This window comes from Rhodococcus pyridinivorans (assembly GCF_900105195.1).
Taxonomy (GTDB): Bacteria; Actinomycetota; Actinomycetes; order Mycobacteriales; family Mycobacteriaceae; genus Rhodococcus; species Rhodococcus pyridinivorans.
In genome coordinates, this window is the sequence record NZ_FNRX01000001.1 from 25,578 (window position 1) to 49,470 (window position 23,893).

28 protein-coding genes and 1 pseudogene are annotated in these 23,893 nt (G+C 67.1%); 14 read left to right on the forward strand and 15 right to left on the reverse strand.

Translation table 11 applies throughout. From position 1 onward, the window contains the following. Positions 1 to 367 precede the first annotated feature (367 nt). Positions 368 to 751, reverse strand: coding sequence for a hypothetical protein (locus tag BLV31_RS00090; RefSeq protein ID WP_065996612.1), 384 nt, complete (start codon positions 749 to 751; stop codon positions 368 to 370). Positions 752 to 927: 176 nt separating this feature from the next. Then, a pseudogene (locus BLV31_RS00095) lies at positions 928 to 2,141 on the reverse strand (NAD(P)-binding domain-containing protein). Positions 2,142 to 2,241: 100 nt separating this feature from the next. Here BLV31_RS00095 and BLV31_RS00100 point away from each other — a divergent pair. The 4 genes from BLV31_RS00100 (at position 2,242) to BLV31_RS00115 (ending at position 5,354) form a co-directional block, all read left to right on the forward strand. Then, positions 2,242 to 3,129, forward strand: coding sequence for a helix-turn-helix domain-containing GNAT family N-acetyltransferase (locus BLV31_RS00100; RefSeq protein WP_064061719.1), 888 nt, complete (start codon positions 2,242 to 2,244; stop codon positions 3,127 to 3,129). Positions 3,130 to 3,147: 18 nt separating this feature from the next. Next, entirely contained in the window at positions 3,148 to 3,465 is a 318-nt protein-coding gene (locus BLV31_RS00105; protein WP_006554203.1) for a DF family (seleno)protein, read from the forward strand. 60 nt (positions 3,466 to 3,525) lie between these two features. Then, positions 3,526 to 4,293 carry a MerR family transcriptional regulator gene (locus BLV31_RS00110; RefSeq protein ID WP_039586197.1) on the forward strand — a complete coding sequence of 256 codons (768 nt, stop codon included), beginning with the start codon at positions 3,526 to 3,528 and terminating at the stop codon, positions 4,291 to 4,293. Positions 4,294 to 4,376: 83 nt separating this feature from the next. Then, positions 4,377 to 5,354: an arsenic resistance protein gene (locus BLV31_RS00115; protein ID WP_064061720.1), complete on the forward strand. Its 978-nt coding sequence runs from the start codon at positions 4,377 to 4,379 to the stop codon at positions 5,352 to 5,354. Between the two features lie 28 nt (positions 5,355 to 5,382). Here BLV31_RS00115 and BLV31_RS00120 read toward each other — a convergent pair whose 3' ends face one another. From BLV31_RS00120 to BLV31_RS00135, 4 genes are read right to left on the reverse strand one after another with little or no spacing between them, the layout of a single operon-like run. Then, positions 5,383 to 5,838 (reverse strand): arsenate reductase ArsC, encoded by a 456-nt coding sequence (locus BLV31_RS00120; protein ID WP_033098575.1) that lies wholly within the window; start codon positions 5,836 to 5,838, stop codon positions 5,383 to 5,385. A 45-nt stretch (positions 5,839 to 5,883) separates the two neighbouring features. After that, the gene (locus tag BLV31_RS00125) at positions 5,884 to 6,534 is read right to left on the reverse strand and encodes an arsenate reductase ArsC (protein WP_006554200.1); all 651 of its coding nucleotides are present in this window, start codon (positions 6,532 to 6,534) and stop codon (positions 5,884 to 5,886) included. 25 nt (positions 6,535 to 6,559) lie between these two features. Continuing rightward, complete coding sequence (gene arsB / locus BLV31_RS00130) at positions 6,560 to 7,600, reverse strand: ACR3 family arsenite efflux transporter (RefSeq protein ID WP_006554199.1); 1,041 nt, start codon at positions 7,598 to 7,600, stop codon at positions 6,560 to 6,562. A 35-nt stretch (positions 7,601 to 7,635) separates the two neighbouring features. Then, positions 7,636 to 8,043 carry an ArsR/SmtB family transcription factor gene (locus tag BLV31_RS00135; protein WP_006554198.1) on the reverse strand — a complete coding sequence of 136 codons (408 nt, stop codon included), beginning with the start codon at positions 8,041 to 8,043 and terminating at the stop codon, positions 7,636 to 7,638. A gap of 64 nt (positions 8,044 to 8,107) precedes the next feature. Between BLV31_RS00135 and BLV31_RS00140 the strand changes: the two genes are divergently transcribed. From BLV31_RS00140 to BLV31_RS00165, 6 genes are all read left to right on the forward strand, one after another. Further along, complete coding sequence (locus BLV31_RS00140; protein WP_006554197.1) at positions 8,108 to 8,524, forward strand: arsenate-mycothiol transferase ArsC; 417 nt, start codon at positions 8,108 to 8,110, stop codon at positions 8,522 to 8,524. 29 nt (positions 8,525 to 8,553) lie between these two features. Beyond that, positions 8,554 to 8,949 (forward strand): arsenite efflux transporter metallochaperone ArsD, encoded by a 396-nt coding sequence (arsD, locus tag BLV31_RS00145; protein ID WP_006554196.1) that lies wholly within the window; start codon positions 8,554 to 8,556, stop codon positions 8,947 to 8,949. A 54-nt stretch (positions 8,950 to 9,003) separates the two neighbouring features. Continuing rightward, complete coding sequence (gene arsA, locus BLV31_RS00150) at positions 9,004 to 10,800, forward strand: arsenical pump-driving ATPase (protein ID WP_006554195.1); 1,797 nt, start codon at positions 9,004 to 9,006, stop codon at positions 10,798 to 10,800. A gap of 240 nt (positions 10,801 to 11,040) precedes the next feature. Next, positions 11,041 to 12,015 carry a DUF8453 domain-containing protein gene (locus BLV31_RS00155; RefSeq protein WP_138941583.1) on the forward strand — a complete coding sequence of 325 codons (975 nt, stop codon included), beginning with the start codon at positions 11,041 to 11,043 and terminating at the stop codon, positions 12,013 to 12,015. After that, positions 12,012 to 12,566 (forward strand): DUF6308 family protein, encoded by a 555-nt coding sequence (locus BLV31_RS00160; RefSeq protein WP_006554193.1) that lies wholly within the window; start codon positions 12,012 to 12,014, stop codon positions 12,564 to 12,566. Before BLV31_RS00155 ends, BLV31_RS00160 begins: the two co-directional genes overlap by 4 nt. Beyond that, the gene (locus BLV31_RS00165; RefSeq protein ID WP_039958570.1) at positions 12,554 to 13,366 is read left to right on the forward strand and encodes an SURF1 family cytochrome oxidase biogenesis protein; all 813 of its coding nucleotides are present in this window, start codon (positions 12,554 to 12,556) and stop codon (positions 13,364 to 13,366) included. The genes BLV31_RS00160 and BLV31_RS00165 overlap by 13 nt, the downstream gene beginning before the upstream one ends. 447 nt (positions 13,367 to 13,813) lie before the next feature. Here the strand turns inward: BLV31_RS00165 and BLV31_RS00170 are convergent, their stop codons facing one another. The 9 genes from BLV31_RS00170 to BLV31_RS00205 all read right to left on the reverse strand — a co-directional run bounded on the left by BLV31_RS00170 (position 13,814) and on the right by BLV31_RS00205 (position 19,922). After that, positions 13,814 to 14,161, reverse strand: coding sequence for a DUF3703 domain-containing protein (locus BLV31_RS00170; protein WP_033098568.1), 348 nt, complete (start codon positions 14,159 to 14,161; stop codon positions 13,814 to 13,816). Beyond that, positions 14,158 to 14,673: a signal peptidase II gene (gene lspA / locus BLV31_RS00175; RefSeq protein WP_051121673.1), complete on the reverse strand. Its 516-nt coding sequence runs from the start codon at positions 14,671 to 14,673 to the stop codon at positions 14,158 to 14,160. The genes BLV31_RS00170 and lspA overlap by 4 nt, the downstream gene beginning before the upstream one ends. Next, entirely contained in the window at positions 14,670 to 16,628 is a 1,959-nt protein-coding gene (locus BLV31_RS00180) for a heavy metal translocating P-type ATPase (RefSeq protein ID WP_033098567.1), read from the reverse strand. The genes lspA and BLV31_RS00180 overlap by 4 nt, the downstream gene beginning before the upstream one ends. Further along, positions 16,625 to 16,987 (reverse strand): ArsR/SmtB family transcription factor, encoded by a 363-nt coding sequence (locus BLV31_RS00185; protein ID WP_081263498.1) that lies wholly within the window; start codon positions 16,985 to 16,987, stop codon positions 16,625 to 16,627. The genes BLV31_RS00180 and BLV31_RS00185 overlap by 4 nt, the downstream gene beginning before the upstream one ends. 58 nt (positions 16,988 to 17,045) lie before the next feature. After that, a complete protein-coding gene (locus BLV31_RS00190) occupies positions 17,046 to 17,645 on the reverse strand; it encodes a cadmium resistance transporter (RefSeq protein WP_006554188.1) in 600 nt (199 codons plus the stop codon). Positions 17,646 to 17,841: 196 nt separating this feature from the next. Then, on the reverse strand, positions 17,842 to 18,363 hold the full coding sequence (locus BLV31_RS00195) for a M56 family metallopeptidase (RefSeq protein ID WP_162273076.1): 522 nt from the start codon (positions 18,361 to 18,363) through the stop codon (positions 17,842 to 17,844). Continuing rightward, positions 18,324 to 18,758, reverse strand: a complete 435-nt coding sequence (locus BLV31_RS24865) for a hypothetical protein (RefSeq protein WP_162273077.1) — start codon at positions 18,756 to 18,758, stop codon at positions 18,324 to 18,326. The genes BLV31_RS00195 and BLV31_RS24865 overlap by 40 nt, the downstream gene beginning before the upstream one ends. Next, a complete protein-coding gene (locus BLV31_RS00200; RefSeq protein ID WP_033098566.1) occupies positions 18,755 to 19,132 on the reverse strand; it encodes a BlaI/MecI/CopY family transcriptional regulator in 378 nt (125 codons plus the stop codon). Before BLV31_RS00200 ends, BLV31_RS24865 begins: the two co-directional genes overlap by 4 nt. A gap of 109 nt (positions 19,133 to 19,241) precedes the next feature. Beyond that, a complete protein-coding gene (locus BLV31_RS00205; protein WP_081263500.1) occupies positions 19,242 to 19,922 on the reverse strand; it encodes a metal-dependent transcriptional regulator in 681 nt (226 codons plus the stop codon). A 287-nt stretch (positions 19,923 to 20,209) separates the two neighbouring features. Here BLV31_RS00205 and BLV31_RS00210 point away from each other — a divergent pair, with 287 nt between their 5' ends. The 4 genes from BLV31_RS00210 to resB are packed head-to-tail and all read left to right on the forward strand — an operon-like array spanning position 20,210 to position 23,893. Next, on the forward strand, positions 20,210 to 20,842 hold the full coding sequence (locus BLV31_RS00210; RefSeq protein WP_006554183.1) for a TlpA family protein disulfide reductase: 633 nt from the start codon (positions 20,210 to 20,212) through the stop codon (positions 20,840 to 20,842). Then, entirely contained in the window at positions 20,839 to 21,462 is a 624-nt protein-coding gene (locus tag BLV31_RS00215) for a TlpA disulfide reductase family protein (RefSeq protein ID WP_051121670.1), read from the forward strand. The genes BLV31_RS00210 and BLV31_RS00215 overlap by 4 nt, the downstream gene beginning before the upstream one ends. Next, positions 21,459 to 22,280, forward strand: coding sequence for a cytochrome c biogenesis CcdA family protein (locus BLV31_RS00220; RefSeq protein ID WP_006554181.1), 822 nt, complete (start codon positions 21,459 to 21,461; stop codon positions 22,278 to 22,280). The genes BLV31_RS00215 and BLV31_RS00220 overlap by 4 nt, the downstream gene beginning before the upstream one ends. Then, entirely contained in the window at positions 22,277 to 23,893 is a 1,617-nt protein-coding gene (resB, locus tag BLV31_RS00225) for a cytochrome c biogenesis protein ResB (RefSeq protein ID WP_006554180.1), read from the forward strand. The genes BLV31_RS00220 and resB overlap by 4 nt, the downstream gene beginning before the upstream one ends.

Here is a 23,893-nt window from a genome sequence, read left to right on the forward strand (position 1 = left end):
AGTATCGACACTTACGTCAGGTGCCAGGTCCAGCGACTTACACCAGGTGATCACAGATTATTCACGTGATGTGCCGCCGACGGCGATGTCGCTGGATGGTCCCGGGGCCAGGAGATGCGAATCTAATATCGTGCCGCTGATTGTGCCCCGGGGTCTCCCCAATCATCGTTTCGTCCGCTACGTTCGACCACCTGTCAGTTCTCCTGGACGCGAGAGCGTTCCGCTGTATCCCCTACAACCGGCGACTCGTCAGATCAGAGTTCTCGTTGACACTGGCACCCTCGAACAATCCTCGGTGGAGGCGCTGGTAGCGCTCTTGACGAGGAGCGAGATCGAGTCCTGCCTTGTCGTTCAGAACGACGACGATTCACCATCCGATTGGATGAATGCTCTCGGCATCGACCGGTGGTACCGCTTTCACTTCACTACCGTGGACGAGGCTCCCCGAAGGGGTGACTCCTCGGTCGTGGGGGTGGAGGGGTTTGTTGGCGTTGACCAGGTGCTGGGCGCCACAGGACACTTCTTCGGTGTCTACTCGCAGCTCGACCATCACCGTGGTGAGGTAGCCGCTGGCCACGATGAGTTGTCGATCGCCGACCGCCATCGAGCGGCTGCGTTGGCCAGTGCCGCAGGCACACTGGGCGCCGATGTAATTGTCACGGGTGCTCGCACGGCTGGACGACACGACGTAGCCGACAACGACATAGCGATCAGCCTTTCCCCGGATCAGTTCACCCGGCTTTTCGGTCACTATCTCCGGATAACCGGGAACCGGGACTTGGAGGTTTCCTTCGGACAGCTGGTCGGCGGTGGAAGCTACAGGCGCACGCACAGCGCTCGATCAGTCACCGACATGTACGAGGCGGGCATCGATGCGTCGGCGCCGCATCTGACTGCGATACGAGTGATGGCCTTGGGAGCGGGGGATCAGGGATTGGTCGATTCGTCGAAGACTCCGGCGCCGCCGCACACCCCGGTGTCGGGCAGGGTCAGCTCGACCCGGGCCGCGGCGTCGTGGTCACCGGCCAGGGCGGCGGCGATGCTGCGGACCTGCTCGTATCCGGTCATCGCCAGGAACGTCGGGGCCCGGCCGTAGCTCTTCATGCCGACGACGTAGAAGCCGGGTTCGGGGTGGGAGAGCTCGGCGACTCCGTGCGGATAGACGGTGCCGCAGGAGTGCACGTTTGGGTCGATCAGCGGGGCCAGCGCGGTCGGGGCCTGCAGGACCGGGTCGAGGTCGAGGCGGATTTCCGAGAGCCACGACAGATCGGGGCGGAACCCGGTCGAGGCGATGACCTCGCCGACGGCGTCGATGCGGGCGCCGGTGTCAGAGACCAGCGTGAGCTGACCGTCGGTGGTGGGTTCGACGGCGGCGGTGCGGAAGCCGGTGACGACCTCGAGGAGTCCGGCGTCGACGGCCGTCTTGGCGCGCAGCCCGACGTCGCCGCGGCGCAGCACCCAGGTCAGCCGGGTGCCGGGGGTGGTGCGGGCGAGTTCGGCCAGCGCGACGATGGCATTGAGCGTTGAGTGGCCACTACCGGCGATGACGGTGTGCCGGCCGGCGTAGCGGGCGCGCACCGCGTCCTCGCCCAGGTCCGGGACGCGGTAGGTGATCTTCTCGGCGGCGGCGCGCTCGCCCAGGGCGGGCAGTCCTTCACCGCCGAGGGGGCTGGGGGTGTCCCAGGTGACCGAGGCGTCGATCACGGCGCGGGCGAGCAGGCGGGATTCGGTGCCGTCGCGGTGGCGTACGTGCACCGACAACGGTTCGGTGTCGCGTCCGGCGTCGACGATCCGGTCGCGGCCGCGGCGGGCGATGCCGATGACCTGGTGGTCGAGCCGGACCGCGTCGCCGAGGGCGTCGGCCAGCGGGGTCAGGTACCGGCCGGCCCAGTCCTGGCCGGTGGGGTAGGAGTCGACGCCGGGGGCGCTCCAGCCGGTGGTGTCGAGGAGACGCGGGCTGCGGGGTCGATCAGTTCGGCCCAGCGGGAGAAGGTGTGGACGCTGTGCCACTGCGTGATGGCGGCTCCGGCGCTGGTACCCCGCTCGAGTACCAGCGGCTCGAGGCCGCCTTCACGCAGGTGAGCGGCGGCGGCCAGGCCGATCGGTCCGGCTCCCACCACGACGACGGGCAACTCGCTCATAACAGATCCTTTCATCGATGGGTATCGATCTAAGCTGCCGCCAGAATATAGATGGGCATCGATGAATGCAGCCATCGATGCCGATCGATATAGTGGGGGTATGACATCACTCGGCCTGCCGACCCCGGCCATCCCCGGCGCGGAGGTGGACATCGACGCCCTGAGCCCCGAGGACGCGGCCACCTACGCCGGGTGGTTCGCCTGCCTGGCCGAGCCCACCCGGGTGCGGCTGCTGCACCACGTCGCCGCCCGCCCGGCCGGCATCACCGTCGGGGAACTCGCCGAGATCCTCGGGATCGGCCAGCCCACCATCTCCCATCACGTCCGCAAGCTCGCCGACGTCGGCTTCGTCACCACCGGCAAACACGGCACCAGCACCGTGGTGATGGTCAACCCGAGTTGCTGCAGCGACCTACCCAGTGCCGCCGACGCGGTCATGGGTGTGCTCACCGCACGGCCGTGCTGCCCCGAGGACGTCCCGGCCGACGTGAGCGTGCGCCCGCTCGCCGACCGCGATTGGGAGGCGGTGCGCCGCATCTACGGAGAGGGCATCGCCACCGGTACCGCAACGTTCACCACCGAGGTTCCCACCCGCGAGGTCCTCGAGGACCAGTGGCTGCCCGGGCATCGGTGGGTCGCCGAGATCGAGGGCCAGGTGGTCGGCTGGGCAGCGTTGAGCCCGGTGTCGGGGCGCGAGTGCTACCGGGGGGTGGCCGAGAACTCGGTGTACGTCGGCGACGGCATGCGCGGACGCGGGGTCGGCAAAGCGCTGCTGCGTACCCAGGTCATCGCCGCCGATCAGGCCGGACTGTGGACGCTGCAGACCTCCATCTTCCCGGAGAACCGTCCCAGCCTCGCCCTGCACCATTCGGCGGGGTTTCGCACCGTCGGTGTGCGCGAACGCATCGGCAAACTCGCCGGGGTGTGGCGCGATACGGTACTGCTCGAACGCCGCTCCGAGTCCGTTCCCGCCGCTGACAACCACTGACGAACGGGACCGACCGCCATGGATATCGAACTGCTGTACTTCGACGGCTGCCCGAACTGGCAGCTCGCCCGCGACCGCCTCGCCGAGGCCCTGGCCGCAACCGGCAACGCCGGCACCCCGATCCGGCTGCGCCGTATCGAGACCCCGGAGGCTGCTGAGCGCGCCGCCTTCGCGGGCTCCCCGACGATCCGCATCGACGGGATCGACCCGTTCGGTCCCACCGAGGGTGTCGGGTTGACCTGCCGCGTCTACCGCACCGCCGACGGACCCGGCGGCGCCCCGAGCACCGCGGAGCTGATCGACGTGCTCCGCCGGGTCGAAGGTCGGCAGGGCTGAGCCGGTGTCGGGCTTGACCTTCGAGTCGACTCGAAGGTTTACCGTCGAGGAGTGAGCACGATGCTGATCTCCCAGTTCGCCGAACACACCGGTGTCCCGGCCACCACCTTGCGGTTCTACGAATCCGCAGGACTGGTCCCGGCGGGGCGCACCGACAGTGGATATCGCGTCTACGGAGATCGGGATGTCGACCGCGTTGCGTTCATCCAGGCGGCCAAGCACGTGGGACTCCCCTTGGGTGAGATCCGCGAACTACTGGCGGTGTGGGAGCACGATCCCTGCGCCGAGGTCCGTGCGCAGCTACGCCCGAAGATGGCCGCTCGCCTGGACGAGGCCGCCACCCGGACCGCGGAACTCGCCGCCTTCACCGACACGCTTCGGCATGCTCTTGCCCAGCTCGACGACCTGCCTGATCGCGCCGAGCCGTGCGATGCCGGCTGCGGATTCCTTGCGCCGCAGCCCCGCACCCAGGTCGTCGACCCTCCTTTCGCTGCGCCTGGCGCGGCGATCACCGTGCCGGCCGACCCGCCGATTGCCTGCTCCCTCGACGCCGCCGACCACGGGGAACGTGTGCACCGGTGGCAGCAGGTACTCGTCGACGTTGTCCGCGAACCCGGTCCGGCGGATGTGCGACTGCGCCTGCCCATCGACCGAGTCGGTGCACTCGCCGAACTCGCCGCCGCCGAGCAGCACTGCTGCCCGTTCTACGAATTCGACCTGCATCTGCGCGGTACCGAAGTGATCCTCGACGTGGGGGCACCGGCAGCGGCTGCAGAAATGGTGCGCGCGTTGTTCGGCGACGGCACGAGCGCCCCACCTGCTCGCTGACCACCGGTCCCACATCCCTGGCTTTCACAGCCGGTCCCCACTGCTGCCTCGCTCGACCCGCCTCGAAAGGCCTCTACCAGCGCATGTCCGCGACCCAGTGGCTCGAACGCCACCAGATCCTCGTCTACCTCGGTGCCCTGGTGACCGGCGCCGTCGTGGGACTGACCCTGCCGGATTCCTCGTCGGTGTTCGAAGCGAGCATCTACCCGCTGCTCGGGGCACTGCTCTACGCCACCTTCCTGCAGGTGCCGTTCACCACACTGGCCGAGGCCGTCCGCGACCGCCGGTTCCTCACCGCGGCCCTGGTTCTCAATTTCGTCGTCGTCCCGCTCGTCGTCGCCGCCCTGACGTTGGTGGTGACATTCCCGCAGGCCGTGCTGCTGGGCATCCTGCTGACCCTGCTCACGCCCTGCATCGACTACGTCATCGTGTTCTCCGGTCTCGCCGGAGGTGACAGCAGGCGACTGCTTGCCGCCTCACCGCTGCTGATGTTCGCCCAGATGGCGGCACTGCCGCTGCTGTTGTGGCTGTTCATGGGATCAGAGCTCACCGATATCGTCGACGTCGCACCGTTCCTCGAGGCGTTTCTCATCCTGATCGTCGCACCGCTCGCCCTGGCGTGGGTCACGCAGGCCCTGGCTGCACGGCGCCGTGTCGGTGTCGTGCTCACCACCGCGTTCACCGCGGCGATGGTTCCACTGATGGCCGGAACCCTGTTCGTCGTCGTGGCTGGTCAGATCCCGAAAATTCGCGACGAACTCCACCACGTCGGCACGGTCATCCCCGTCTACGCCGCCTTCTTGATTCTCATGGCCGGACTCGGATTCATCGCGGCACGAGTGTTCCGGTTCGACGTCGGCCGCTCACGTGCGTTGATCTTCAGTGGTGCCACCCGCAATTCGCTCGTGGTACTTCCGCTCGCGCTCGCCTTACCGGCCGGCTATGCCCTGACCCCCGTCATCGTCGTCACGCAAACCCTGGTCGAGCTCGTCGGCATGGTCCTCTACGTCCGGCTCGTGCCACGCATGGTTCCCGACACACCGACAGCATCTCTGCCGTGAGGCATCGCTCGCACTGTCGATGATCAGGTCATCGACAGTGCGGGGACGCTGATGCGCGGGCGACGTTTGGAACGAGCTCGGCGATCAGCGCCTCGACCTGGGCCTTGATCTCGTCGCGGATCGGCCGCACCGCCTCGACCCCTTGCCCGGCCGGGTCCTCGAGCACCCAGTCCCGGTAGGACTTGCCCGGGAATGCCGGGCAGGTGTCGCCGCACCCCATGGTGATCACCACATCGGAGGCCTGCACTGCGTCGACGGTGAGGATCTTCGGATTCTGCGTGGAGATATCGATCCCCACCTCGGCCATCGCCTCGACCGCAGCGGGGTTGACCTGCGCGGCCGGAGCGGAGCCGGCGGAGCGGACCTCGATCCGATCCCCGGCCAGGGCGGTGAGGAACCCGGCGGCCATCTGGGAACGGCCGGCGTTGTGCACGCACACGAACAGCACCGACGGCGTGCGATCGGTGGCGGAGTGGGTGGTCATGAAGTGGAACGTCCTTTCGTAGAGGAAGGTCAGGCAGAGACAAGATCAGACAGAGACAGCGCCGAGCTCGGTCAGCAGGACACGGACCCGGGCATCGATGTCGTCGCGGATGCCGCGCACCGCCTCGAGCGACTCGTCTTCCGGGTCGAGCAGCGACCAATCGAGGTAGCGCTTGCCCGGATACACCGCGCAGGCGTCACCGCAGCCCATGGTGACCACCACGTCCGCGGCCGCCACCACATCATCAGTGAGCGGTTTGGGGTATTCGGCGCCGAGATCGAGCCCGATCTCGGCCATCGCCTCGACGACAACGGGATGGATCGACGATGCGGGCGCCGATCCGGCGGAGCGCACATGCACGCGTCCGACGCCGTGGTGGGCGAGCAACGCCGCCGCCATCTGGGAGCGGCCGCTGTTGCGCACGCACACGAACAGCACCTCCGGTACGTCCTTGGTGATCGCACCGTCGGCTTGTGCCAGCGCGGTGAGGCGTTCGCCGGCGAACCGGGTGGCCAGGGCGGTCAGGTGCGTGTGGATCTTGGCGGTGCGGCGCAGCGCAGCGTACGACTCGAACACCATCCGTTCCACGGTCTGCGGGGAGAACACCCCGGCGTACTTGTCGGCGAGGTGCTCGGCGGAACGCTGCAGCACCGCCTGAGGCATGAGCAGTTCCGGTTGTGCGGGGTGTGAAGACATCGGTCGCCTCCTGGCGTATCGACTTTTACTGCACAGCAGGGGTATTTGAACTCTTGAAACGCTTGCGCAGCGCCAACGAGACATAGATGAGGGCGACGAGGATCGGCACTTCGATCAGCGGACCGACGACACCGGCCAGAGCTTGACCCGAGGTGACACCGAAGGTGCCGATCGCCACGGCAATAGCGAGTTCGAAGTTGTTGCCCGCAGCGGTGAACGCCAAGGTGGTCGTGCGCTCGTAACCCAGACCGATCGCGGCGCCGAACAGGAACCCACCGCCCCACATGAGGACGAAATAGGCGAGCAGCGGCAACGCGATCCGCGCGACGTCCCACGGCTGCGACGTGATCTGCTCGCCCTGGAGCGCGAACAGGAGCACGATCGTGAACAGCAACCCGTACAGCGCCCACGGTCCGATCTTCGGCAGGAATGTGTCTTCGTACCAGTCACGGCCCTTGGCCTTTTCACCGAAGTGCCGGGTCAGGAAACCGGCGACGAGCGGGATGCCGAGGAAGATCAACACCGATTTGGCGATCTGCCACGGGGAGACGTCGAAAGCGGTCTGCTCGAGTCCGAGCCATCCCGGCAGCACCGAGAGATAGAACCAGCCGAGGACGGCGAACATGATCACCTGGAACACCGAGTTGATCGCGACCAGCACCGCGGCGGCTTCGCGGTCGCCGCACGCGAGGTCGTTCCAGATGATGACCATCGCAATGCAGCGTGCGAGGCCGACGATGATCAGACCCGTACGGTACTCGGGCAGATCCGGCAGCAGCAACCACGCAAGGGCGAACATCAGCGCCGGGCCGAGTACCCAGTTCAGAATCAACGACGAGATCAGCAGTTTGCGGTCGCCGGTGACGGTGTCGAGACGGTCGTAGCGCACCTTCGCGAGCACCGGATACATCATGATCAGCAGACCGAGGGCGATCGGCAGCGAGATGTTGTCGATCTCGAGGACGCTCAGAGCGTCGCCGAGCCCGGGGATCATCCGGCCGAGCAGCAGGCCGACGACCATGGAGATGCCGATCCACACGGCCAGGAAGCGGTCGAGGGTCGACATTTTTCCTGCCACAGAACGGTTTTCGGTGGTGGTGGTCACGAAACGGTCTCCTGATGAGGTTCGGCCGGGGTGCACGCACAGGTCGATCCGGGTAGCACCCCCGATTCGGTGGCCAGCACTGCGGACAACTGCTCGAGCGCGGCAGGGATCACCCGGTAGTACACCCAGGTGCCGCGGCGTTCGCAGTCGAGCAGTCCGGCTTCGCGCAGCACCTTGAGGTGGTGCGAGATGGTGGGCTGGGACAGGTCGAAGGCGGGACTGATGTCGCACACGCAACTCTCGCCGCCCTGGTGGCTGGCGATCATGCTGAGCATGCGCAGGCGCACCGGATCGCCGAGGGCCTTGAACATGCGGGCCAGGTCGCCGGCCCAATCGGAGGTCAGGGGCTCACGCGAGAGTGGAGGGCAGCACAGCTCGGCCTCGCTCGACATCTGATTCGACATACGTCTATATTGACTTCTATCAATTCAATCGTCAACCCGAGTCCGTCGGAAAGGACCACCCCTCGTGCCCACACCCTCGGTGCTGTTCGTGTGCGTGAAAAACGGCGGCAAATCCCAGATGGCTGCCGCCCTCATGCGCAAGACCGCAAGCGACCGGATCGTTGTCCATTCGGCCGGCACCACGCCCGGCTCGTCGCTCAACGCCCTGTCGATGCAGGTTCTCGAGGAAGTCGGGGCACCCACCGCGGGCGAGTACCCCAAGCCGATCGATCCGCAGCTGCTGTCCGAGGTCGACCTCGTCGTCACCCTCGGCGGCGAAGCCCACGTCGACGCGCCCGCCGGCGTAGTCGTGGAGAACTGGGACATCGACGAGCCGTCCGAGCGCGGCGTCGACGGTATCGAGCGGATGCGTCTGGTCCGCGGCGACATCGCCACCCGCGTCGACGAACTCGCCACCCGGCTACTCGACGCGACCCGCTGAGCACCTACCCCAACCAGGAGCAGAACACCATGAGCACGATCGCAGTCTTCGAACCGGCCCTGTGCTGCAACACCGGCGTGTGCGGCGAGGACCTCGACCAGAACCTGGTCACCTTCACCGCCGACATGGCCGCGCTGACCGGGCAGGGCGCCACCATCACCCGCCACAATCTGGCCAACGACCCGCTCGCGTTCGCGCACAACGAGACCGTCACAAAGTTCCTCGAACTTGCCGGATCGGACGGTCTTCCGCTGGTGCTCGTCGACGACGTCACCGTCGCCACCGGGCGTTACCCGACCCGCGCCGAGCTCGCCACGTGGGCCGGACTCGATGTTCCCGCCGCAGCGCCGTCCGGGGTGACCATGCTCGGGCTCGCCGACGACAACGACTCGTGCTGCACACCGGACGAGTCCACCTGCTGCTGACCACCCAGATCCGCACCCGCCCGCCGATCCGTCCGACGAGGAGTATCTGCTGCCATGACTGCCACCGACCCGACGTTCCTGACCGACCCACCCAGGTTCGTGTTCTTCACCGGCAAAGGCGGGGTCGGCAAGACCTCCATCGCGTGCGCGTCGGCGCTGCGCCTGGCCCGAGCCGGCAAGAGGGTGCTGCTGGTCTCGACCGACCCCGCGTCGAACGTCGGGCAGGTCTTCGGTCTGAGCATCGGCAACACGATCACCGAGATCCCCGCGGTGCCGGGGTTGTCGGCGCTCGAGATCGATCCCGAACAGGCCGCCGCCGCCTACCGTGAACGCATCGTCGGCCCGGTCCGCGGATTGCTGCCCGACGCGGAGATCGCGTCGATCACCGAACAGTTGTCCGGCTCGTGCACCACCGAAGTGGCCTCGTTCGACGAATTCACCTCGCTGCTCACCGATCCCGACGACCGGGTCGCCGGGTTCGATCACGTGCTGTTCGACACCGCCCCCACCGGCCACACCATCCGGCTGCTGCAGCTGCCCGGCAACTGGACCGAATTCCTCGATAACGGCAAGGGCGACGCGTCCTGCCTCGGGCCGCTCGCCGGCCTCGACAAGCAGAAGGCCATGTACGCCGGCGCGGTCGAGGCGCTGTCGGATCCCGGTCGCACCCGCCTGGTGCTCGTCGCCCGCGCCAACCGCTCTGCGCTGACCGAAATCGCCCGCACCCACGACGAACTCGCCGCGATCGGCATGACGAGACAGCATGTGGTCGTCAACGGCGTGCTGCCCGCCCCCGTCGACGACACCGATCAGCTGGCCACCGCCGTGCATCACCGCGAACAGGCGGCGCTCGCCGCGGTTCCCGCCGCGATCGCGGCGCTGCCCACGGATCTGGTCGCCCTCAAGCCGGTGAACATGGTCGGTCTCGACGCTCTGGCCACCCTGTTCGACATCACCACGGCCTCGAGTGCCGTCGGCGTCGATCCGGACGTCGCGGCGGTCACCGATGCTTCCCTGGCGGATCTGGTCGATGAGATCGAGTCCGACGGGCACGGTTTGGTGATGTGCATGGGCAAGGGCGGGGTCGGTAAGACCACCGTCGCCGCCGCGATCGCGGTGGCACTGGCCCGCCGTGGCCATGACGTGCACCTGACCACCACCGACCCTGCCGCGCACCTGACCGACACTCTCGCCGGGGAACTCGACCATCTTGAGGTCTCCCGCATCGACCCCCATGAGGCCAGTCAGGCCTACCGCAACCGGGTGCTGGCCGCCAAGGGCGCCGGGCTCGACGACGCCGGCCGCGCCACCCTCGCCGAAGATCTGCGGTCCCCCTGCACCGAAGAAGTCGCGGTGTTCCAGGCGTTTTCGAAGGTCATCCACGAATCACGCCGCAAGTTTGTCGTCGTCGACACCGCCCCCACGGGTCACACCTTGCTGTTGCTCGATGCGACCGGCTCGTATCACCGTGAGATCGCCCGGCAGATGGGCGACGGCGGACGCTTCACCACTCCTTTGATGCGGCTGCAGGACCCGGCACAGACCAAGATTGTGCTGGTCACGCTCGCCGAGACCACTCCGGTGCTCGAGGCCGCCGGTCTGCAGGGCGATTTGCGACGCGCCGGTATCGAGCCGTGGGCGTGGGTGGTCAACAACTCTCTTGCCGCAGCGGAGCCCACCGCACCGCTGCTCCGCCGGCGGGCCGTAGCCGAACTCGAGCAGATCGACAAGGTCCGGGGTGAGCTTGCCGACCGGTACGCGGTGATTCCGCTATCCACCACCGAACCCGTCGGAATCACCGCGGTGGGATCCTTGGCCGAACTGCGTCCGGAACCGTCGCCGGTGCAGTAGCTACCTGTAGAGGATTCAGCGGAACTTCTCCCGCGGAAGTCCGTCCACAGGTCTACCCAGAATCGGGAGCTACTCGCCGCTCGAGTATTGAAACTCGATGCTGCGACGATGTATCGGACATTATCGCCCACCCTGCCGCCTGAATACCCGTGGAGAAGAACTGTGCCGACTGTCCTTGCGTCCGACACCACCGATCTTGTGTCCGCGGTGGGTGCGGCTGTCGGTGGTGGTGCGACGGTCGTGGCCGCAGCGGCGGCGGTCGCCGCAGCTTTCGTGGCTGTTCGCACGTTGCGGGCGACGAAGCGTGACAGTCGGGACCGATCACGGCCGATGGTCGGTGCTGAATTGGTGATCGATCCTCAACTATCTGCTCGGACGGCGTCTCTGGTCGTACGCAACTTCGGACCCTCGGTGGCGTACAACGTCAAGGTTGAATTCGACCCACCACTGGCTGAGCAACCTACCCACAGCGGCCAGCCGAGCATCATCGCATTCCTCCTCAAGCGCTACGCCGACCCCATCCCCACCTTCATGCCCGGTAACGAACTGTTCAACATCTATTTCATCGGCAAAGAGGACCCGGACGACCCCGACCGGTCCATCCGCAACGATGAACAGATCCCCGATCGAGTCACCGTGACCATCACCTACGGATCTGCCCCCAACGAGCGTGATACCTACAGCGACACGTTCGTGCTCGACATGAGCGTTCATAGGTGGGGAACATTCTCGACGCACTCGGACTCACTGCACTCCCTGCAGAAACGCTCAATACAGGCATTGGAGAAGATCGCCCCCGCGATGGCGCACCTCGCCACGGACATCGGACGGATCGAGGAGTACCTCAAGCCCGAAAAGATCCGAGCACAGCAGGCCGTCGAAAAGATCGAGGAATGTCGCCAGATGCGCGAATTGAGCCGCCAGATGCTCGGAGACCGTTCTCCGTACGCGGACGAGGATGGAGAAGAGCGGCATGCCACCAACCCGCTGAACTCGAACGCCTTACGGTCACCCGGTGACGACAGCGTCCCGGACGGAATCCGCTCGCTCCAGGACCTGCGGGCACTCGCTCGCACGATCCGCATCTCGAGCCGGCCGGACCCGACGGAAATCGCCGCTGCGACGACCGCAGACACGTCCGCTGCGACTCCATACACCGATCTGGGAGGCATCAACGACACCGACCCGGACCCGGCCGGGCGGCAGAAGCCATGAACCGCACCCGCGGCGAGGACGGGGCCACCGTGTTGGTGATCGCCGGACGCAGCATCGACATCGACACCGCGACCGCCAAGGCCCACGGCTATCCGGCGGTGACCGTGGCCCGCTACGACCTGCCCGGACCCGGAGCACTCAAGGAGATCACCGCCGACGAGATCGCCCGCACCCACAAGGTGCGCTCCCGCATCAGCCACGCCCAACTCGACTGGTTCATCCGTACCGCCGTCGACGCCCCGTGGGCGGCGGCGCCGATCGAAGCACAACTGGTCGAGGCCGACCCGAACATCAGCGGCGAGCTCTACGACCGGGCCGAAGCCCTCTACGACCATTTCCGCACGGCCGCGCCCCGGCGCGTGGGGGTAGCCAAGATCAGCAAGGTGCTCCACCTCAAACGCCCCGGATTGTTCCCCATCCTCGACTCGAAGGTCAGGTGGGTGAGGTCGAGGTGGAGGCGCCGCAGCAGCTGGGCGTTGAGCGCGTCGAGAGGGGATGCGATGGCAGAAGAGTCCACTCTGGGGTCTACCGTGAACAAGTGCGCCGTGTGATGTTTCTTCTCCGTCCGAGCTGGTTCATTCTGGCCGTGGTGGTAGTCGGTTTCGCGTATGGGTGCTTCACCCTGCTCGCCCCGTGGCAGCTGAGCAAGAACACGAGCACCGAGGATCGGAATGCGCGGATCTCGGCATCGATGGCGCAGGACCCGGTCCCTGTCGCCGAGCTGCTCGGCGGTGACAGTGCGACGATCGACGACGAGTGGAGGCGGGTCGTCGCGCAGGGCTCGTATCTGCCCGACTCTGATGTGCTCGTCCGGTTGCGCAGCGTCGAATCCCAACCCGCGTACGAAGTGCTCACGCCGTTTGCGCTGGGTAATGGTCGGACGATTCTCGTCAATCGAGGTTATGTGCGTCCGGTACGCGGTAGCGAGGTCCCCGCAATCCCCGCCGCACCGGGCGGAAATGTCTCGCTCGATGCTCGGATCCGCAAGTCCCAAGGCACAATGGACGGCAAGGAGCCCTTCACTGACGCGGGCTATCAGCAAGTGTATTTTATCGACGCGCCGCAGGTCGCGGCTGTGACGGGTCTCGAACTCGAAGACGTCTACCTACAACTCGATGCTCACCAGCCGGGCGGGCTCGGAGTCATCCCACTTCCCCAACTTGATGCGGGTCCGTATCTGTCGTACGGGCTGCAGTGGCTCGCGTTCGGGATAATGGCCCCAATGGGACTGGGGTATTTCGTGTGGGCGGAGTTGAGGGAACGCCGCAAGGTGAAGGCCACCCGAACCGACGACGAGACGCCGCTCTCCGCGAGCGAGAGTCTCGCCGCCCGGTACGGCCGGCCGCGGTAACCGAGCCCAACGTTGTGCTCCGATTCGACAGTCCACGAGCTACGCGGGCAGCGACGGCCATCTTTGGACCGCGCACATTTCAGCATCAACGCCCAGCGGTTCCTCATGCTTCGAGCAAAAAAGTTCCAGCACACAAAGTGCCGTGCCGGTTTCGGGATCTGCTCTGTAGAATGAGACGGAAGGTTTTCTTCCCTTCTGAGGGAAGGGAGAGTCAGGTCGCAGGACTCGTTCACCTCGGTTCGACGGTATGAGGGCAAGTCGAGTCCTGCGATTCTGGCCGCCACATGATTGCCCGGACCTCAACATAATCCGTGTCTGCGCAGCACAACGTGCGGGTGGTCCCTGACTGGCCCCTTTCGAACTCGGACAGCAAGTAGTAGATGAGGAAGACGGTGCACTACCGGACTTGTTGTTCCGTCTGACTCAATCGCAGCGAGAGGCGCGGTGTCAGGTGGGTCGAGTGAGCATCGAAACCAGATCCTCCGGGACCTGCATCGGGGTCATCAGCCCCGCCGAAGTACGCCCGGTGTTGCCTTGAGGGTAGCGGCCCAGCGCCGAGCCGGGAGCGGCGAGCAGAATCCGCACGACCTGGCCCACAGCCTCGCGGCGATCACGCTGGCGCAGCGCCAAGGTGAACATGGCGAGGTGGTTGCGGGTGTGCGGCCACGGGTAGGGCTGGGACAAGATGTGGGCGCGTTCGAGGTGGCGCCAGCGCCTGACATCGTCGCTGCTATGTCGAGCGGCGGTCATCTCCGCGGTGTAGAGGGTGCGCAGCTGTTCGGGCATTCGACTCATGAGATGTGGTCCCTGTTGGAGGTTGCGAGAAGCAGGGCGCCGACGACGAGGACAACACCGCAGGTGATGTAGGTGTCGGCGAGGTTGAAGGTGGGCCACCACCCGGTGTGGAAATAATCGGTGACTTTGCCATCAAGGAAGCGGTCGACGACGTTGGCGGTGGCGCCGGCGACGATCGCGGCCAGGCCGATGGTCTGGATCAGTGGACTGTCGAGTGCAGTGCGCCAGGCGAACACGCCGATCGTCACGGTGAGGGCAGCGGTGACGGCAAGAACGACGGTAGGGGGGAGCTGGTCACCGAGACTGAACGCGACCCCGGTGTTGTAGGCCAACCGTAGTTGCAACAACCCGAAATCGATTGCCCGCCCACCGGACAGCGCGTCGCGCGCCACCGGATCGAGGGCCAACGCGACCGCAGCCAGGGCACCCACCAGCACGACGAGAATACCTCGGCCGCAACGCCGCCTGCCCACGGGCACTACGGACGACACGGAGTTGTCCTTATCTGTCATGACCGAGCTCCGGCGACCGGCACGGATGACTTTGTCGATTCTGTTGTCGCGGTCAGGCTCCGGGCGTGTCCGGCGCGCACCCCGTTGGCGATCACAATGATCTCGGCGATCTCGTGGACCAGGACGACGGCGGCCAGCCCGAGTATCCCGAACAGGGCCAGGGGCATCAGGACGGTGATGATCGCGAGCGAGAGGCCGACGTTCTGCAACATGATCGTCCGGGAGCGTCGGGCGTGCTGCAGGGCTTGGGGTAGGTGCCGCAAGTCCTCACCCATCAGGGCGACATCGGCGGTTTCGATGGCGACGTCGGTGCCCATCGCGCCCATCGCGATCCCGAGGTCGGCGGTGGCCAGGGCCGGGGCGTCGTTGACGCCGTCGCCGACCATCGCCGTCGGCCGCGTACCGCGGAGAGTGTCGATGATGCGGGCCTTGTCCTCCGGACGCAGATCGGCGTGGACCTCGTCGATGCCGACGGCGGCGGCCAACGCTCGTGCGGTGCGCTCGTTGTCGCCGGTGAGCATCGCCACGGTGTAACCGTCGCGGCGCAACTCAGCGACGACGTCGCGGGCTTCGGGGCGCAGTTCGTCGCGCACCGCGACCGCGCCGATCAGGGCGCCGTCGCATTCGATGAGCACCGCGGTGGCTCCGGCGTGCTGCATCCGCTCGATATCCGCGGCCAGGGGGCCAGGATCGATCCAGCCGGGCCGGCCGAGCCGGGCGGGGATGCCGCCGACGTGTCCGGTCAGTCCGGCCCCGGGGACCGCATCGACGTCCTCGGCCGGGGTGTAGTCGTCGACGGCGGCGAGGATCGCTGCGGCGAGGGGGTGTTCGCTGCGGGCCTCGAGGGCGGCGGCGACGTTCAGGACGTCGCCGCGGGTGGCGCCGCCGGTGGTGGCGACGTCGATGACCTCGGGGCGGTTGCGGGTCAGGGTGCCGGTCTTGTCCAGCGCGACGGTGCGGATCCGGCCCAACGCTTCGAGGGCGGCACCGCCCTTGACCAGGACACCGAGCTTGGACGCGGCGCCGATCGCGGCGACCACCGTGACCGGGATCGCGATGGCCAGCGCACACGGGGACGCGGCGACCAGCACCACCAGGGCGCGTTCGATCCACACCAGCGGATCGCCGAACACGCTGCCGATCGCGGCGATCAGCGCCGCGGCAACCATCACCCCCGGAACCAGAGGCTTGGCGATCTTGTCGGCCAGACGCTGGGCCTCGCCCTTGCGGGACTGCTCGGCCTCGACGATCCGCACGATCTTGGCCAGCGAGTTGTCCTGCGCACCGGCGGTGACCTCGACCTCGAGAACGCCGGTGCCGTTGATCGAGCCGGCGAACACCTCGGAGCCCGGTGCGGCCTCGACCGGGACGGATTCGCCGGTGATCGCGGAGGTGTCCAGGGCGGTGCGGCCGGTGCGGATGGTGCCGTCGGTGGCGAGCCGCTCCCCGGGTTTGACGATCATGATCTCCCCGAGCACCAACTCTGCGGGGGCGACGGTCTGTTCACGACCGCCACGCAGGACGGTGGCGGTGTCCGGCACCAGATTCAGCAGGGCGCGTAGGCCGCGGCGGGTGCGGGTGACCGCGTACTCTTCGAGGCCCTCGCTGATGGCGAACAGAAAGGCGAGCATCGCGGCCTCGCCGACCTCGCCGAGCAGCACGGCGCCGACGGCGGCGATCGTCATCAGAGTGCCGACCCCGATCTTGCCGCGGGCCAGGCGTGTGAGGGTGGAGGGGACGAAGGTGTAGCCGGCGACGATCAGCGCCAGGGCTTCGAGGGTCAGCTTCACCGGGTGGGGGCCGTCGGTCCACCCCACGACCAGGGCGGCAACCAGCAGCAGCCCGGCGACGGCGGCCGCCCGAATCTCGGTGACCTGCCACCACTTGTCGGGCTCGTGGTCTTCCTCACCCTCGACGCGGGGTTCGTCGTGGCCGCAACCGCACGCGTCACTCACGACTTCTCCCCGGTGTCGGTGCTGTAGTTCGGGCACAGCGCGACGGCGTTGCCCGTCGCGGCCAAGAGGGTTTCGGCCGCGGCGAGCAGATCGAGCAGTTCCGGTCGGGTCAGCGAGTAGAACACCTGCCGGCCCTCGGGTCGGCCCTGCACCAGACCGCAGTCCCGCAGGCACGCCACATGCGCGGAAATCGTCGACTGCGCCAAGTCGAGCGCGCCCACCAGATCCGCCACGCGGGCTTCACCGCCGGCGAGCCGGCGCACGATGGCTAGGCGGGTGCCGTCGGAGAGGCTGTGGAACAACGCCACTGCCGAATCCACGGATTCGCGGGCGTGGCAACCCACATCATTGATCGTCATATGACGATAATAACCGGCACTCAACGATATGAATAGGTCGGGTCACCGGCGGGCATCCTCACAGCCCGAATGCATCACCCTCGGCGAGAATGAACACGCCGAGACCGATCAACACGATCGGAAACAGCACGTGTTCCCAGCGCTCAAGAACCTCGGCGATCGGCTTGCGGGTGGCGAGGTAGCGCGCCGCGATGACCAGAACTGCAACCAAGGCCAAAAAGACGATCGAGTAGGCCACCACCGCGGGGGCTCCGACAGTGACGAACACCGGGACGTAGACCCCGATGTTGTCGCCTCCATTGGCGAACGTAACCGCGGCGACCGTCCCTACCGCGACCTTCTTACCGGCGGTTTTCTGTTCGTCGTCCTCCCCTCGCCCCCGCCATGCCCGCCATGCGGCGTACGCACCCAGAAGCAGAGGGATCAGACCGAAGTAGGCGATCACCTCCTCCGGCAAGAAGGTCGTCGCCCCCACTGCGACCAGAACGGAGGCGGCGAGGATGGCGCCGAATCCCAGATACTGTCCCACCAAAATCGCTGTGGTGGTGCCCCCAACCCCGGCTCCTCGAGCGAAGAACAGCGACAGCACGATGATGTCGTCGATATTGGTCACGAGAAACAGGCCGACCGCCTGCAGGACGGACGCGAGCAGATTCATGAGCACCTTTCGACCCGGCGCCCGAACCCGTCCGCTTACGAGCGATCCGGGAAGACAGCAACGCTTCGGCGCACACCTATAATCGATTGAAGGGGATTATATCGGGTTTCGACGATGACAGAGTCGCCGCCCTGGTGGGATCGCCCTCGGCCACGCCGGCCCCCGGCCCCCGGGACCTCGGGTGCCGCCCAACGCCTCAATCCATCAAGGTGCACATCAACGGCCCCGCAAGGACAGTGACGATGACGGCCCCGAGCAGGACGGTGACGCCGAGACGAACGAGCGGCGGAGGCGGGCTGACCAGCCGCGCGGCGCGGGCGGTGAGCCCACCGCCGCCGCCGAGGGTACCTTCCGGGGCCGGATGCCCACCCAAGGCGAGCAAACCGCCGAGGAGGGCCCGCCTTCCCTGTCCGCGGACCGACACGTCGTCAGCGCACATCTCGAACAGACGCCCGATCTCGGTGGCGCCGACCCGGAACAGGGAAACCCCGGGCAGTGCCGCTGCCACACTGTGAACGACATCGAGCACCAGCGAGTGGCGGCCGCCGAGGTGGGCTCGCTCGTGCGCGAGGACGGCGGCGAGCTGCCGGGGATCGAGCACCGCCAACGCGCCACGGGTGATCACCACCGATCTTTCGCGTCCGGCTATGCAGTACGCCACTCGTTCCTCGGAGTCGATCACCACTGCGTCGAGATCGGGGATGCGACGTCCGACCATCCGGGCCAGGTGGGCGTGCTCATGGGTGCGGGCTCGGCGGGGCTGCACACCCCGGCAGATCCGCCACGCCCCGACGACCCCCACGGCCGCCCCCCGGACAATACGATTCCCGACAGCAGACGCATGTCTGCGCCGGAGTGCTCGCCGACGCTTGTCGAGAGCGCGCCGACACAGTCGACGATCCATCGAGCGGCGTCACCACCTCTGCCGAGCACGTCGACGAGGGCAATCGCCACGGCAGCGGTTGCGGCGACGGACACACCTGTGATTGCGCTCAGCCAGGCGGCCACGCCCAGGCGCGGGGCGATCCCGGCGGCGGTCAGCCGTGCCAGGACCACGGGACCGAACACCGCGACGGCGGCGGCGTAGAGCAGCAGGCAGAGGACGGGGATCACGCGGTGTCCTCGCCGCCGGACAGTCGACGCAGTGCTTGGCGCAGGCTCGCCGACTCCTCCGCGCTCATCTGCTCGACGAAGTGGGTCAAGACCAGATCGGTCTGCCCGCCCGCGTCGAACACCTCGCGCATCAGCCGAGCCGTGTGTTGTTCCCGGCTCAGTGTCGGCCAGTAGGTGAATGCCTTGCCGGTGCGGACCCGTGCCAGCCACCCTTTGCGGTACAGGTTGTCCATCGTCGACATCACCGTGGTGTAGGCGATGTCGCGGTGCGCGGCGAGAGCGTCGAAGATCTGCCGGACCGTGGTGGTGCCCTCGCGCTCCCAGATCCGGTCCATCACCACGGCCTCGAGTTCACCGAACCCCTTCACCCGCACCGTTGCCTCCGCTTTCGTGTCTGCCGTTCTCCCAGGGTAAGGCGGGCCGGATGCGTCCGCGGCCGGTCACCGCCGTTGACCCTCCCGATCACCCGGATCGACCGTGCACCTACTGAGCGCAACCGAGCGGATGGATGTGCCGGTGGCCGGCGGTGTCGAAGTGCACCAGGTCGGTGACCGGATCGAGCACCACGTCGGTCAGGACGGTGTGCAGGCCGATGTGGACTCCGGTCAGCAGTCCGAGCGCCACCGAGTCGTGATCGGCGATGCGCCGAACGGTGAATCGTCGACAGGGCAGGACGGCGGTCAGAAGATCGGGCCACGACTCGGCGCGGTCTTCGGTCGGGAACGGGATGGGACTGCCGAACGGGTTCGACCGCGGATATCCCAGGACCCGGACGAGTCGGACCTCGAACAGTATGCCGACAACATGCTCGAGCCGGTCGGCCTCTCTCGGGAGTTCGATCCACAGCAGGGACAACTCCGGTGCCCTGAAGGTCTTCACCGGGCAGTTCCGCCGCACCACGTTTCTCGCGTGTTGTCGGCCGTGGCCGGTCAACTCCGCTCGGTGCGCCGTGGGGCGGACGATCAGATCGGCGGCCCCCTGGCGTCGGTGCATGGTTGACACTGCTGACAGCCTCCAGCCCAGACGGGCTGCCCGCGCCGTGGTCGAGGTTTCTTCGCAGCGGCCGCTCCGACGGTAGAGGCTCGCAAGGTAGTCCTCCACCGCCTCGAGGTGGTGAACCCGCCACGGGCGCCACAGCGGAGGTGAACCGGTCGTTTTCGGCATGAACGCTTCCTTGCTGGACGAGCCCAGGACCAGCGTTCCCGTCTACATCTACTATCTACGTACGGAGATAGTAGATGCGCGAAAGCGGCGCATCGCGATCGAGGAGGAGGTGAAACATGCAGGAAATGATTGCGAATTTGCAGGCGCTGTGGGACTGCCACGTGATGATGCTCAGCGGCGCATGCCAGATGTGTGCGTCGATGATGTGCTGCTGATCCCGACCGGTCGTCCGATCGAAATACTATCTCGCGTAGTATTTCGGTCGGACGACAACGGAGAGGGGCCACATGTCTACCAGAGCCGCATGGTCGATCACGTGTCTGTTCGTGATCGTCGCGTTCGTGGTGGCGCTGTGGCCCCAACGGGAGGACGACACCGTGACCCCAGCCGATTCCGGGCTACAGCCGACCGCGGTATCCGCCCGCCCCGCCCCGGCACGCAACGCTCTGCCCGACCCGGGCGCGACCCCGCCCTGCCCGACCGGCACGGGCATCGGGGCTGCAGGTCCCCTGGCGGAGGTGACGGTGCGGTGCCTGGGTTCGGACCGCCCCGTCGATCTCGGCGGCGCCCTGGCCGGGGAACCGGCCCTGCTCAACGTGTGGGCCTCGTGGTGCGGACCGTGCCGGGAAGAAATGCCCGTGCTCGATGCCTACGCCCGCGAGCCCGGCGCGGTGCGGGTGATCGGGATCAACGTGCAGGACACCGCGGGCTCCGCCGCGACGCTGATGACCGACCTGCGCATCGGCTACCCCTCGTTCGTCGACACCGACGACCGGGCACAGCAGGCACTGGCCGGCCCACCCGTGTTGCCGCTGACCTTCCTTCTGCAGCGCGACGGTTCGGTGGACCGGATCGCCGAGCCCGCGGTGTTCACAGGCCCGGACCAGGTCCGTGCCGCGGTGAACGGGCTGCTGCGATGACCGGCGTAAAGCCGACAGGCGGCCGGCCGTCTCGACTGCTGGGCCGAGTGGTCCTGGCCGTGGTGGTGCTGGTGGGGGTGAGCGGCTGCGGCACCGGCTCCGACGCCGTCGCCCAGGGTGGCACCTTCGATTTCGTCGCCCCCGGTGGACAGACCGACATTTTCTACGATCCGCCGGCCGACCGCGGCACCCTCGGCGCGCTCTCCGGCCCGGACCTGATGACCGACGGCGTCACCGTCGACCTGGCCGATTACGCCGACCAGGTGGTCGTGCTCAACCTGTGGGGACAGTGGTGCGCCCCGTGCCGCAGCGAAGCCGACGATCTCGAGCGCGCCTACGCAGCCACCCAGGATCTGGGAGTGCAGTTTCTCGGTATCAACGTCCGCGATCCCCAGCGCGACAAGGCCCAGGACTTCGTGATCGACAACAATGTGTCCTACCCATCGATCTACGACCCGCCGATGGCGACCTTGACCGCCCTCGGTGGCGCCTTTCCCACCAGCGTCATCCCGTCCACGCTCGTCCTCGACCGGCAGCATCGCGTCGCGGCGGTGTTCCTGCGGGCCCTGCTGACCGAGGACCTGCAACCGGTCATCGAACGCGTGGCGGCCGAACAGTGACCGTGACTGTGCTCGCGCAGGGAATCGGGGCGAGTTTCCAGACCGCGGCCGCGTCCGGGCCGCTGCTGTTGGCGGTGGGCGCCTGTCTGTTGGCCGGGTTGATCTCGTTCGCCTCTCCGTGCGTGGTGCCCCTGGTGCCCGGCTACCTGTCGTATCTGGCCGGCGTCTCCGGCGCCGAAGCACCGGCCCTGACCCCTGCCGGTGTAGGCACCGCCGGGGTACACACCACGGGCCGGTGGCGGGTCACCGGCGCCGCCGGCCTGTTCGTCGCCGGTTTCACCGTGGTGTTCGTGCTGGCCACCGCCTCGGTATTCGGGGTGATCGGGGCACTGCGGATCAACCAGGAACTGCTCCAACGCCTCGGCGGGGTGATCACCATCGTGATGGGCCTGGCCTTCATCGGCCTGATTCCGGCATTGCAGAAGGACACCCGTTTTGCGCCCCGGCGCATCTCCTCACTCGCCGGCGCCCCGCTGCTCGGTGGGGTCTTCGCGCTGGGGTGGACACCGTGCCTGGGCCCGACGTTGGCCGGGGTGCTGTCTGTGGCGGCCGGCACCGAAGGCACCACCGCCGCCCGCGGAGTGCTGTTGATCGTCGCGTACTGCCTGGGACTGGGACTGCCGTTCATCGCCTTGGCGTTCGGTTCGTCCTCGGCCCTGCGCGGTGTCGGATGGCTGCGCCGCCACTCTCGCACCATTCAAATCGTCGGCGGCGTGATGCTCCTCGCGGTCGGCATCGCTCTGCTGACCGGGGCATGGGAGTTGTTCATCGCGTGGATCCGGGATGAGTTCGTCACCAGCGTGGTGCTACCGATATGACCCTCACCGACCGGAATCCGGCACCACCGCTACCGAGTCCTCCTCCGTGGCGCCGCGCCCTCGCCCAGGCCCGGAACCTGTGGCGTCAGCTCACCTCGATGCGCACCGCCCTGGTGCTGCTGTTCCTGCTCGCGGTCGCCGCGATCCCCGGGGCGCTGCTCCCGCAACGCAACCTCAACGTCGGCAAGGTCGACGAGTACATCGCCGCCCGCCCGGTTCTCGGCCCGCTCCTGGACCGACTCGAAATGTTCGACGTGTTCGCCAGCTTCTGGTTCACCGCCATCTACGCGCTGCTGATGATCTCGCTCATCGGATGTCTGCTCCCGCGCCTGCGCGAGCATCTGCGGGCGCTGCGCAGTGAGCCGGTCGCGGTACCGCGCAATCTGTCCCGGCTGCCGCACCACCACCAGGGAAAACTCGACACTCCCATCGACGACACTCTCGAGCAGGTACAGACCGTGCTGCGCCGGTGGCGAACGGTCACCCGCACCGGCGACGACGGGCACCGGTCGATCTCCGCCGAAAAGGGCTACCTGCGCGAGGCCGGCAACCTGGTCTTCCACTTCTCCCTGGTGGGGTTGTTGGTGGCGGTGGCCACCGGCCGGTTGTTCGGGTACGAGGGCGCGGTGATCGTCATCGCCGACGGCGGTCCCGGGTTCTGCAACACCTCCCCGGCGGTGTACGACTCGTTCCGAGCCGGTACCGCCACCGACGGCACCGGACTCGAGCCCTTCTGCGTCAGGGTCGAGGACTTTTCCGCCGACTACCTCGACAACGGCCAAGCGAAGATGTTCACCTCGAACATCTCCTACCAAAACGGAGAGGACTTGGGCACCGACCGCTGGCAGCAGCACCGACTGCGGGTCAACGAACCGCTGCGCCTGGGCAACGAACGGGTCTACCTCACCGGCCACGGCTACGCGCCCCGGTTCACCGTGACCTTCCCCGACGGACAATCGCGCACCGAAACATTGCAGTTCGCCCCCGAGGACGCCACCACGTTCCTCAGCAGCGGCGCCCTGCGTTTCGATCCGCCCGGCGGCACCTACCCGGATCCGGACGAGCGCCGCCGCAACCAGATCGCGCTCGAAGGGCTGTTCGCGCCCACCGCAGCGTTCGACGGCACCTTGCTGACCTCGGTGTTCCCCGACATGTTGGATCCGGCCGTGGCCATCGACATCTACAAGGGCGATACCGGCCTGGATACCGGCATTCCGCAGTCGATCTTCAAGCTGAACTCCGAAATGATCAATCAGGGCCGGTTGGTCAAACAGGACCGCGTCAACCTGAAGCCCGGCGAGTCCACGACCCTGGCCGACGGTACCGCGGTACGGTTCGACGGCGCCGAGGAATTCGCCTACCTGCAGGTCTCTCATGATCCCGCGCAGAACTGGGTGCTGGTCTTCGCAATCACCATGATGGGCGGACTTCTGGCCTCGCTGGTGATCAAGCGCCGCCGGATCTGGGTGCGGTTGCGCCCTGACGGCGCCGGCACCGCCCTCGAACTGGGGGGATTGGCCCGTACCGACCAGGCCGGGTGGGGTTCGGAGTTCACCGACATCTGTCAGCGCCTGCTACCCGATGTGCCCTCTGCTCCGAAGGAAGACCGATAG